This is a genomic window from Alkanindiges illinoisensis, from assembly GCF_004377485.1.
Lineage (GTDB): Bacteria > Pseudomonadota > Gammaproteobacteria > Pseudomonadales > Moraxellaceae > Alkanindiges > Alkanindiges illinoisensis_A.
The window spans coordinates 1-11,261 of sequence record NZ_SNTY01000040.1 but is presented as its reverse complement, the minus strand read 5'-3'; the positions used below and the strand labels follow the sequence as shown (position 1 = coordinate 11,261).

Below are 11,261 nucleotides of genomic sequence, written 5' to 3'. Positions count from 1 at the left end.
CTCGATTCACCAAAGCTCGGTTGTAAGAAGACCAATTGGTTGTGCGATAGGTTTTAGGTGCGGGCTTATTCATTTGAGAATTATATTGCTAGATAAGCCTTTACATATAGGTTTGTGCAACAAAGCCCAACGGGACTAATGACTTTATATGTTTATGCATTTGGCATGAGTAGGGCTATACACCAAATTAGCCAAATGTAATTATAGTACCTCTGGGATCAAAGCTGTTCCACACCTTATTTAACATAATTAGTGTTATACGACATTATTATGTTATTCCCAAGTAGAAATGTCCTACCTAATAACCAAATAGAAATGTCCTATACAGACATTTCCAAGTCAAGCACAGGATTCAGATTTCGTTGTTGAATTGCTGTTTTCTGTGCTCGTCTACGTGGCATAGATTGAGAACGACTTCGTTTGTTTTGCTGTTCCAGTTCTTCATGCTGTTGCTGGATATGGGCCAAGACTGAACTCAAACGTTTATTCTCAACAATCTCTCGCTGGTTCAGCTGACTTAATTTATCGAAGATGCTGTAATTGATTTTTCTTCCCTGATATTCAATGGCGACCGTACCGTCTGGGTATTCTAGAAATTCAATGTATTTACCCATGAGACTCTGGTTTTCTTCTGTATTTTCCAGCAGATAGACGCATTTATCATAAGTAATCGTCAGGCTATTCGTGACTCTGCGAGGTTCACGCCAGGTAAAAATATCATCTAATTCTTCGGCTGTTTCAGTGACAGTCCGATGTAGATTCTTAGGATTAAAAGCCATCTTGGCGAACTTCTGATTGAACTGCTCAATGAAGCAGGGTAGCCAGACATTAGCTTGCTCAATCGAACAGATGCCTTTCAGGCGCATCTCCTTGATCAGACGGTCCTGAAGGGTTCTGTTGGCCCGTTCCACACGGCCTTTGGCCTGCGGTGAATTAGCGAAGATGATATCGATATTCAGGGTGCTGAGTACACGTCCAAACTGGGTAATCTTGGTGTCTTTCTTGCTGCTTTGATTCACTCTAAAGACTGAATGTTTGTCGCTGTAAAACGCTAAAGGCTTACCGTGCTGTTCGACATATAAACGTGTTGAAATCATATAGTCAAAGGTTGATTCTGACTCACAGAAGCGTAAATGCTGCAATTTTCCTGTAGCATCATCGATAAACACCAGCAGACAGCATTTAGCAGCGCGTCCTTCAAACCAGTCATGGTGTGAGCCATCAATTTGGATCAGTTCACCATAACAGTCCCGGTTGTAACGAGGCTGATACGGGCGTTTCAGACGCTTGGCGCGAGGAATCCATAAATCAGCTGCAATCATCCAAGAACGCAGGGTTTCTACTGAAAGATCGAATCCATGTACGGTGGTGAGCTTTTCATGCGCTAAAGTGGGTCCGAAACCATGGAGTTGGTCAGAAACAATATTTAGGCACTTGAGTCTGAGTTCTTCAGGAAGTTTAGAATTGCTGATTTGGCCACGACCGGCATGGGCTACCCACAGGCACTTTTAAATCCTTAAGGGTTTGTTCAAACTTGAACTGAAACGTAATGTCTTCCCTGGCATCACCATTATTGTCTACATGAATCTCATACAGTGCATTGGGATCCAACGCATAATAATTGGGCCCGGCAAAAGCGTCCTGAAGCGGCTGGTAATTGGCAATCAAGGTAACATAGTCACCGCGGCCCGCCTCATAACTGTTAAACATATAAAAATCGGTTGCATCCACTTTTGGGGTTCTGGTAATGCTAGGAGCCTCACGGTGGCTGGATGCCTGCACCGGCAAACTACTGCTGGCCATTAATGTGGCTACCGCAATACTGATAAGCTGACGTTTCATACCTGCGTTCCTTAAATATCTGTTTAATTTTGTTTTGACTCATTGCACGACGCAGCAATGCTGTTACTCAAGCAGTGCTTAAGTTATTTACGACAGCACAACTGTTCTGGATTCAAAAAATTCATTATTTCTGCAATTTTTTATCATTTTTTAGCAATTGTGGATTTTCTGGCTAAGCGGCTATTTTAAGCAAAACATGCAGTAAATCAAATAAAAACAACTTGTTGAATTGCGCCGTGTCTGGCGTTATATGCCCTCTTCAGATAGTACACGCCATATTGCAGCGGTTAGAGCAGTCAGGTTTTGGCCTTGCGACCAAATTATTACTAAAATATTGGCCACACGGCCAAATTGGTGCTAAATTATTGGTCATGCGGCCAAATCAGTGCTGAATTATTGGCCATGCAAGCAGGTGCTAATCCGGAATTTTTGATCAAGGAGCATGCAGACGTGTCCCTATTCCACAGACTGACTCAGCTTGGCAGCGATCTCATCAAAATTGTGGTCAATAGCACAAGTCCGACCAAGCCAGCCGCCAGGAAACCGTTTCGTTCTTACGAGATTGCCCCTCCTGTTTCTGCAGCAGCGACTTCTTTGGCACTCATGCATCCGGTCAGCATGAAGGTGCTGCATGTTATCCATGAAACGACCAATACCGTCAGTCTGGTGCTCACACGCCTGGATGAGCAGGCCATCCGGTTTATTCCCGGGATGTTCTTTACGGTCATTGTGACTATTGATGGCAGGGAATATAGGCGTGCCTACTCAATTTCCAGCTCAAGCCTGGAACAGCAAACTGCAAGCATTACCGTCAAGCGCATCCAGGACGGGCTGGTTTCAGGATGGATCAATCAGCACATTGCTGAAGGGGACGTGTTGCGTGTGCTTGGTCCGTCCGGAACCTTTATTGTGCAGCCGGATGCCAGCAAGGCGCGTCAATTGCTGCTGGTTGGCAGTGGCAGTGGCATTACCCCACTCATGTCGATTGCCAAAAGCATACTGGCAATCGAGCCTGAAAGCAGCATTCAGTTGCTGTATGGCAATCGCTGTCTGGACGATATTATTTTCTTTGATGAACTCGAAGCCTTGCAAAAAACCTATGCAGGCCGCTTCAGGGTGCTGCATGTGCTGAAAAATCCGTCAGAAGGCTGGCAGGGGGGCCACGGCCGCCTTGATGCTGAAACTTTTCCCCTCTATTTGAAAAAACTTAATATTGACGTTTCACAGGATAAGCTTGCTTTATACATGTGTGGCCCTGAAGCAATGATGGAAGGCGTGCGTGCAGCGCTGCTAGCAAACGGTATGCCGGTAAAAAACATTCATCAGGAACGCTTTACCCCAGCCCCCGTGCACCAGAGCGCGCAGCACTATAAAAACCAGAGCCTGACCATTCTGGCAAATGGGAAAACATGGCAAGGGACCGCAAAGCCAGACGAAACGTTGCTGGAAACGGGTTTATCCCTGTCTGCCGAGATGGTTTTTTCCTGCACCATGGGTGGCTGTGGGCGCTGTCGCGTGAAAATTCTTAACGGCGAAGTTGACATGGATGAACCGAATTGTCTGATGCCGGAGGAACGCAAGGCCCATTACGCATTGGCGTGCATCAGCCGGCCCTTGACTGCCGTTACGTTTGAAGTTGACCCCCCAAGCCCTATCACCCCCACCGGAGACATCTCATGAACACTCCCCTTGATAGCATTCGAAACATTTTACCTGGCCACCTCAAAAACCGTGTCGATGGCCTTATGGAAGCCGCCGACATTTTTGCATCGATGAAAAGCCCTAGTGTCATGCGCGCCATAGCGCCCTCTGCCGTGCGTGGGCTGCTTTTTAGTGTGGGCAAGCGTAGTGATACCACCGACATGCCGGCAGCCCATGCCGCACATTTCAACTGGGCCTACCCGCATGACCATCCTGAAATGCATGCGCTTTATGAGCGCGCCAAACGCGGCCAGTGGAATGGTTCTGATTTACCCTGGCATACCCCGGTGGATCCATTAAATCCCGACCTGCCCATCGCTCCCCTGGACCTTATTGACCTGAATGCTGCCACAGCACTGGGCATCAGGCTGGACAGCAAGGACCAGCCACGCATGGTGCACTCCATGTCCAGCTGGATGCTGTCCCAGTTTCTGCATGGTGAGCAGGGCGCCTTGCTGGCTGCCGCACAGGTGACCGAATCTGTAAGCTTTTTTGATGGAAAGCTCTATGGTTCCACTCAGGTTATGGATGAAGGCCGTCATGTCGAGGTTTTCCATCGCTATCTAACTGAAAAACTGGGCAAAATGTATCACATCAACGACAACCTGTTTGTCATTATCGATGCCTTGATGACAGATTCGCGCTGGGACCTGAAATTTCTTGGCATGCAGATCATGGTTGAGGGATTGGCACTGGGCGCCTTTGGCTTTTTGTATCAAAGCACCAAAGAACCGTTGCTCAAGGAATTGCTAAAATACGTGATTCAGGATGAAGCGCGGCACGTTCATTACGGGGTGCTGGCACTCAAAGAACACATCAATTACGGCATCTCCAAATCAGAACGGAATGAGCGCGAAGACTGGGCCTATGAAGTGGCACTTCTGATGCGTAACCGGTTTATGGCTTATGAAGTCTATGAAGAATGGTTTGACGGAACCAGCGTGAGCAGGGATCAATGGCGCCAACTGATCATGAACTCACCAGGCATGCAGCGTTTCCGCAAAACCATGTTTACCCGGCTGGTGCCAAATATCCGGGAAATTGGCCTGCTGTCTGACCGCATTCGCCCGCACTATGAAAAAGCAGGCCTGGGCATTTACTTTTCCGGTCAGGCCGCGCCGGAAGTGAGTGGCGAGCAAATGGTGCAAGAACTGGATCACGAAGCAGCGTAGTTTGTGCTTCTGCTAAAGCAACAGCCCTGATTTGAGCTGATTAGCAACTCGGGGCATTTTCATCCAAACACTTAAATACACGTAAACCACTGACTGGAAAATTTCATGGCAATCCTGACCACTATCCTAAAGGCAAAAGCACAGCTGGCTGCGCTTAAACTGGTTATCCGCATTGTGCCTGTCCCGCGTCCTCTTGTCCTGGTCGGCCCCGATTCGGCACTCAGGCTGTGCTCAACCATCTCCCATCTCGGGGTCAGTCATGTGCTGATTGTTACTGATCAAATCCTGTATGACTTGGGTTTGATCCAGCCGCTGGAGAAGGCGCTCAAACAGCATGGTATCCAGACCTCGGTGTTTTCCGGGGTTAGCCCTGACCCTACCATTCGTGTGGTTGAAGACGGGCTGTCAGTACTACAGTCGTCTCATTGCGACAGTGTGCTGGCCGTCGGTGGCGGCTCATCGATTGATGCAGCCAAGGTCATTGCCCTGGCAGCCACCAACAAAAAAACCCCACAAGAACTGATTGGCATATTCAAGGGCAGCAAGCGCTCACTACCCTTGTTTGTCATACCCACCACCGCAGGAACGGGATCGGAAGTCAGTATCGGCGCAGTACTTTCTGACAACCAGTCCCACCAGAAAGGATTGGTCATTGACCCGAAGCTGGTGCCGCTTGCTGCTGCGCTGGATCCAAAAATCATGCAGGGCATGCCACGTTCCGTGACGGCCGATACCGGCCTTGATGCCTTAACCCATGCACTGGAGGCCTGGGTCAGTGAATTTGCTTCGCCAGAAAGTGACTATTACGCGGGTGCAGCAATTCGCCTGATTTTTGAAAACCTGCCACTGGCCTGGCGTGATGGCAACAACCTGAATGCACGCGAAGCCATGGCCCTGGCCTCCCATTATGCAGGTCTGGCGCTAAATCAGGCAGGTCTTGGCTATATTCATGCCATTGCACACCAGCTCGGCGCCTACTATGGCATCCCCCATGGCCGCGCAAATGCAATTGTGATGCCGCATATCCTTGAGTTTAACCGCAAGGCATCACGCCAGCGCCTGGCAGCTTTGGCCCGGCAGACTGGCCTCGCTGAGGCCAGCGTTAGTGATGCAAAAGCAACTGACGCCCTTATCGCCCATGTCAAGGCACTGCTTGTTGAGTTAAACATTGATACGCGTATTCCCGGCATGAACAGCAGCGACTTTGAAGCCATGGCAAATGCTGCATTTGCCGAGGCGCATGGCACCTATGCCGTGCCGAAATACATGAGCCATTCCGAAGCAAAAAATCTTCTGGGTGCACTGACCGGCCGTTAACACAACTCATATCGCCTGCACTCTGCATCAGCCAGAGTTCCTGTACAGATTTATAACGCAGTGCTGACGAAGGCGGGTTTGACATTTGGTCAATTGACCAATATAGTGCTAATTTGAACTTGACCGAGCAGTCAGTCTGACTTTGGTTCAGACGGTAACTCATGACCTGTCTCGCCCCTGAGGGCAAAGCTGATAGCAGGTCTACGTCCGTTTAATCGCTTTAAAGGAGACCTTTACCATGACGCATCTAATGACTATTCAGCCGCGCAAGCCGCGGTTTGCCTTAAGTGACGTTCCCGTTTTCTGGAACGATGGCGATCCTGTTTTGACGCGTTTCTTTGACGCGCTTTCTATTCACTTCCCCGATGGCGAGCGGTTTTTTATTCAGTCGGTACGCAACTATGAAAATCAGGTCACCGATCCCACGCTCAGAGCAGATATCAAAAACTTTTTCCGTCAGGAAGCCCAACACGGTATCGTGCATGACCAGTATAATGCTGTGATGCAGGCGCAGGGCATTCATGTCGAAAAAGTCATATCCCGATTAAAGCTTTTTATTCAGGTATTCCAGAAACACCTGCCTGCCAAGTATCAGCTGGCCATGACAGCTGCCTTTGAACACATTACCGCCACACTGGGCGAAGGCTTTATGGACGATGAAGGTGAGATGTTCAAGAACGCCCATCCCGCCATGCGCGCCATGTACATGTGGCACGGTGTAGAAGAAGTCGAACACAAGGCGGTGGCCTTTGATGTGTATGAAAAAGCAGCAGGTGGTGGCTATTTCATACGCACGTCCGCCCTGATTGTAGGCACTGTGCTAGTGCATGCCGTTGTGGGCTCGGTGCTTTGGCATATGCTAAAGGTTGATAAAATGCAAGGTCAGCCCTTAGTGCTTGCCAAAGGGTTTTATCGGCTGTATGGGCCACGTGGCCTGATTACCAGACTTATTCCACGCTATCTGGACTGGTTTAAACCGGGCTTCCACCCTGCTGATACAGGTATCCCGGAAAAAGTCAGTGCCTGGCTGGCAGAATATGACAAGCATCAGGACCCCATGGAAGCTTCGCGAATTGTTTTTAACATTCCAATTGCGGCGGCAGCATAAAATAAGCAGAAGTGCTGGAAGATTTTACACGACTAAATCGAGTATTATATTGGTCTGATACCATAGTATGAGTGAAGCCGTGTTAAGTCGAGAATCTGCTCGAGTCGAGGTTACAGACCGCGAAAGAGTGCTCGCTGCCTCTGCCAGGCTGTTCCGGGAAAAGGGTTTTGAGCGTGCAAGCGTCCGAGAAATTGCAAGGGCTTGCGGCATTCTTCCCGGCAGCCTTCATTATCGCTATCGCAGTAAGGATGATATTCTGGTTGATATGATGCAGCTGGCCATTGAAAGAACTATCCACGGGATCATTGAAGCAACCTCAATGATCCAGGATCCTCTAAAAAAAATGAAATCGGCACTGCACGCCCATCTTAATGTACTCATGTCTGGTGATGATATGGTATATGTGCTTTTGTTTGAGTGGCGCTCGCTCCATGGTGCCGCACGTGAGCAGATGATCGCCGAACGAGACCGATACGAACAATATTGGCACGCCATCCTAAATGAGCTGAAGACTCAGGGTTTTATCCGTAAGGATGTGGATGTGGATCTGTTAAGGCTTATTGGCCTAGGCGCCATCAATTGGGCGGCCACCTGGTATAAGTACAATGGAAAGTACAATCTTGAACAAATCGCTGATGCCATATGGCAAATGATGACAAGAGGCATACTTAATATGGATTTTCACGACGAGGCAAAAAACCTGTGAAGAAACGGGATGTTCAAATTACCCATGCCATCGGGAGACATTGTGGCAGCTCTGCAATTCGTGACCTGCTTGAATTTAATGGGCTGACTATTTCTGAGGCCATGTGCCTTGGATTAGGTTCAGGGCTTGGGGTGACTTACCTGGAGCTAGCGGCGGATGCCCCTGTGCCATTTTTAGTGCATGTGCGTTCCCTGGGATTTGAAGCACGCGTATTTCAAAGCCTGGGCATACCTTTTGAATGGCAAACTTTCGATTCCCCCGAGTTGGCAGCCGTAGCGCTTGGCAACTGCCTGGATGCGGGACGCCCCACCCTGCTGCTGACAGATATTTTTTACCTGCCTTACTTTAACAGCACCACTCACTTTCCCGGTCACGCCATTGCGGCCTGGTCGAAAAACCCAGAGACGGGCGAGATTCTGGTTACTGACACTGAGCGCCCTGATGTGCTGTCCGTGAGCGAACAGGCTCTCACGCGCGCGCGATTTTCTACGCAGCCGCCGTTTATTCATCATGGCAACATGTTCACCCCGAACGCATTTCAAGGGCACATTACGCCCGAGATAATCACCCAGGTCATCCGTGACAATGCCAGCTCATTAGCCACAGGGGGTCTATCGGCCCTGCAAACCTGGCTAGATGACCTTGGGCGCTGGGGCAGCACAGGTGACTGGCACTGGACCACCCGCTTTGCCTATCAGGTCATCGAGAAGCGTGGAACAGGTGGCGGCGGGTTCCGGAAAATGTATGCCGAGTTCCTTGATGAGGCGATTCACTATAACGCCGGTGTACAGCAGCAGCAGTTGCCGTTGTTAATGCGGGCTTGTGAAAAAACATGGACTGCTTTAGCCATGTGCCTGAAATCGGCTTCTGAAAGCCCGGACTTTCCGCATGCTGCCATTGAAGCGGCAATTTTTGCGGTCATGCAGACAGAGCGCAATTATGTAGATGCCGCCCTTGCACTCTGAAACGTGCCGTTAATTTTTTTGTAATTCAATTAGTCAGAAATGGCGGGAGTCAACAATGGACGGTAATAACGCGACACATCTTACGATGGCTAAAGCGTTTTTTGGGACGAATCATGCGTTGTTCAATATGTTCAATATTAATGTCGGCGCCGTGAGCAATGGTCATGCCGAAATGAGCATGCCCTTCTCTGAACAACTGGCGGACCGTAAGGGTGCGCTGCACCGGGGAGCCCTGGTAACACTGCTTGATACCACGTGCGGCTTGTCTATTTTTTCATCATTGCGCTCTTTGGAACCAATTGCCACCATTGATTTGCGTGTCGATTTTCTACGTAGCATTCCCGCGGCAATGGGTTTAAAGGCTGTAGTGGATTGCATCGGCAGGACAGATACAGTTGCCTTTATTACCGGCCGTGCGTTTGCAGAAGAAAGTGGCGAACTGCTGGCAACAGCGGCTGGCTCTTTTGCTATTGGCACAATGGGGCCTGCCTTTGACAATGAAGTGCGAGACCACTGATATGAGTATTGTAAAGCACAACAGCGCCGATACACCCGGCACCGCGGCCCTGAGCCTGTATGACGAGCCGTTTGTCGAGTTTCTGGGTTTTCGCGAAGAACTGCAAAATGGAGAAACACGCTACTTTATGGATTTCCGTGATTCGCATATCGGCAATCCCATGATTGGAACCTTTCATGGTGGCATTCTTGCAAGCTTTGGTGAAGTGGCTGCAGCAGCCTATCTGGCCCGTCAGCGCGGCGATGCTACGCTTCCCTTATGCTCGACAATGACCTTTGATTACCTGCGGCCAGCGTTTAAGGGAACTTTGCAGGCCATACCCAGCATTGTTCGTGCTGGCCGGCGCATTACCACAGTATCCGTTCAGTTACTGCTTGATGACAAGCTGGTTTGCATCGGCCGTTTTCTGTTTACGGTTGGCCGCAAAGACAATAAAAGCAACATCTAGCTCGTCTGCTATCCTTGGGAACATTAAGATTTGTGCTGATATGCTGCTAAATTTAAATCAATACTAGCAATCTGTGTGTTCAAACGTGTTTTAATTAGTGCTCCCGTTGGGGAATGATATCTTGGGCCATCATTTAACTGATAATACTTGCCCAATGAATCCGCAAACTGGTTTAATGCGGCAATATTTAAAGCTACTTTACGCCCACCGGAATTGGTTGTTTCAACATAGTAACGATGATTTAAAATTACTGAAGCCGCCTCAAACTTTTCATGATTTATAAAAATTGCGATTGCATATAGAACCAGTTCATAAGTGATAAATTTATAAAAATCAAAGTCCAAATCCGTATAACTATATGTGCCACCTTCCGGTTTTCTGGGTACAAAATAGTGAGTCAAATTCTCAAAAAACTTATAAAGTACTTGGGCATTTTCTTGAGAATTTCCATAAATGGCCATGACTTCAAAGACGCTAAGGGCTTCATCCCGGTAAGGTAAAAACTCTTCAATATGATTGAATATGATCTCTTCTCGTGTTTTCCCTTCCTTGAGTTCAATGTCCTGTATCCAGAACCGTTCCAGGTTTTGATATAAGGTTTGAAAATATTCACTTAGTGCACCTGATGCATAGGGCTTGCCAGTCTTTATTGCATCTTTACAGCGCCGGGCAGCAACCTCAGTACCTAACACTGTGGGATTTTCTTCCAGTATATAAGCTGGTGGCTTGCCTAGAGGGGGCTTTACCTTTAAAGGTTTATCATAGACCCAGTGAACCAATTGTTTAAAATTTTCACTATAGGTTTCCTCATTGCTCAAATCTATATATATTCTGCCTTTATAGTAGATTGGCAGAAAAGGCTGGCCTTGATCATCTAACTCACTTAAGACTGCCACATATTTTGTTTGATTTGTAGACTCATAAACTTGTCTTGAAATAATCTGAGTTTCAACACCGACGCCTTTTTCACGGCTATCTGCCCTTTCCTTGTATTTCCAGTCACAAATCATAATGACTTTAGTGGTAGCAGAATCTCGTTCTATCTGTTCCATAAAGGCATAAATATCATGGCCTTCTCTTAGTTCCCATTTATCGAGCGTGACATCAACCCCAACACTGACTAACTCCTGGGCCAGTTTATCTACCCACTCTTCATGATCAGGTGATGACCAACTATAGGAAATAAATAACTTAGGTGTCTGCACTTTAAAAATACTCCCTAAAATTTAAACTGACTCTATTTGACGTTACTTAAAACGGGCGTCTATTGTTGCTTTCATATTAGGATCAACATCTTGCTCCATGTAATAGCCCCCAATTAAAACGGACACCTTTAGTTAAGCCCTAGCGCTAAAGCCAGGATTAAGGAGTGTCTTATGAGTCATATCGAAGTTATCACATTCAACCAGCGTCGCCGTCGCTATACTGCCGAACAAAAAGCCCAGTGTGTTGCCTTGAGTATGCAGGTGGGCTCATCGGTATCAG

General features: G+C 48.1%; 9 protein-coding genes and 2 pseudogenes. 8 read left to right on the top strand and 3 right to left on the bottom strand.

All coding sequences use genetic code 11. The features are described 5' to 3' along the window. Positions 1–320: 320 nt before the first annotated feature. Positions 321–1,496: pseudogene (locus E2B99_RS10025) on the bottom strand (ISNCY family transposase); the annotation flags it as partial. Continuing rightward, positions 1,474–1,803, bottom strand: a pseudogene (locus tag E2B99_RS10020) (DUF4331 family protein); the annotation flags it as partial. The pseudogenes E2B99_RS10020 and E2B99_RS10025, both read right to left, overlap by 23 nt. Positions 1,804–2,292: 489 nt before the next feature. Here E2B99_RS10020 and E2B99_RS10015 point away from each other — a divergent pair. The 8 genes from E2B99_RS10015 (at position 2,293) to E2B99_RS09980 (ending at position 9,776) form a co-directional block, all read left to right on the top strand. Continuing rightward, complete coding sequence (locus tag E2B99_RS10015; RefSeq protein ID WP_166739034.1) at positions 2,293–3,522, top strand: ferredoxin--NADP reductase; 1,230 nt, start codon at positions 2,293–2,295, stop codon at positions 3,520–3,522. Next, a complete protein-coding gene (locus E2B99_RS10010; RefSeq protein ID WP_051526886.1) occupies positions 3,519–4,715 on the top strand; it encodes a ferritin-like domain-containing protein in 1,197 nt (398 codons plus the stop codon). The genes E2B99_RS10015 and E2B99_RS10010 overlap by 4 nt, the downstream gene beginning before the upstream one ends. Before the next feature lie 105 nt (positions 4,716–4,820). Then, a complete protein-coding gene (locus E2B99_RS10005; RefSeq protein WP_026472017.1) occupies positions 4,821–6,032 on the top strand; it encodes an iron-containing alcohol dehydrogenase in 1,212 nt (403 codons plus the stop codon). A gap of 238 nt (positions 6,033–6,270) precedes the next feature. Next, positions 6,271–7,140: a metal-dependent hydrolase gene (locus tag E2B99_RS10000; RefSeq protein WP_026472016.1), complete on the top strand. Its 870-nt coding sequence runs from the start codon at positions 6,271–6,273 to the stop codon at positions 7,138–7,140. A 67-nt stretch (positions 7,141–7,207) separates the two neighbouring features. After that, positions 7,208–7,846, top strand: a complete 639-nt coding sequence (locus E2B99_RS09995; protein ID WP_240687801.1) for a TetR/AcrR family transcriptional regulator — start codon at positions 7,208–7,210, stop codon at positions 7,844–7,846. Beyond that, positions 7,843–8,811: a BtrH N-terminal domain-containing protein gene (locus tag E2B99_RS09990; RefSeq protein WP_026472014.1), complete on the top strand. Its 969-nt coding sequence runs from the start codon at positions 7,843–7,845 to the stop codon at positions 8,809–8,811. The genes E2B99_RS09995 and E2B99_RS09990 overlap by 4 nt, the downstream gene beginning before the upstream one ends. Before the next feature lie 55 nt (positions 8,812–8,866). After that, positions 8,867–9,328 carry a PaaI family thioesterase gene (locus E2B99_RS09985; RefSeq protein ID WP_026472013.1) on the top strand — a complete coding sequence of 154 codons (462 nt, stop codon included), beginning with the start codon at positions 8,867–8,869 and terminating at the stop codon, positions 9,326–9,328. A gap of 1 nt (position 9,329) precedes the next feature. Further along, on the top strand, positions 9,330–9,776 hold the full coding sequence (locus E2B99_RS09980) for a PaaI family thioesterase (RefSeq protein ID WP_026472012.1): 447 nt from the start codon (positions 9,330–9,332) through the stop codon (positions 9,774–9,776). 23 nt (positions 9,777–9,799) lie between these two features. On the opposite strand, the gene E2B99_RS09975 is transcribed toward E2B99_RS09980, so the two are convergent. After that, positions 9,800–10,981, bottom strand: coding sequence for a TIR domain-containing protein (locus E2B99_RS09975; protein WP_166739033.1), 1,182 nt, complete (start codon positions 10,979–10,981; stop codon positions 9,800–9,802). Between the last annotated feature and the right edge of the window lie 280 nt (positions 10,982–11,261).

Bases quoted from the DNA above. Each gene is read 5' to 3' on its own strand.
- E2B99_RS10010 (WP_051526886.1), top strand. From the start codon at position 3,519: ATGAACACTCCCCTTGATAGCATTCGAAACATTTTACCTGGCCACCTC.
- E2B99_RS10005 (WP_026472017.1), top strand. From the start codon at position 4,821: ATGGCAATCCTGACCACTATCCTAAAGGCAAAAGCACAGCTGGCTGCG.
- E2B99_RS10000 (WP_026472016.1), top strand. From the start codon at position 6,271: ATGACGCATCTAATGACTATTCAGCCGCGCAAGCCGCGGTTTGCCTTA.
- E2B99_RS09995 (WP_240687801.1), top strand. From the start codon at position 7,208: ATGAGTGAAGCCGTGTTAAGTCGAGAATCTGCTCGAGTCGAGGTTACA.
- E2B99_RS09985 (WP_026472013.1), top strand. From the start codon at position 8,867: ATGGACGGTAATAACGCGACACATCTTACGATGGCTAAAGCGTTTTTT.
- E2B99_RS09980 (WP_026472012.1), top strand. From the start codon at position 9,330: ATGAGTATTGTAAAGCACAACAGCGCCGATACACCCGGCACCGCGGCC.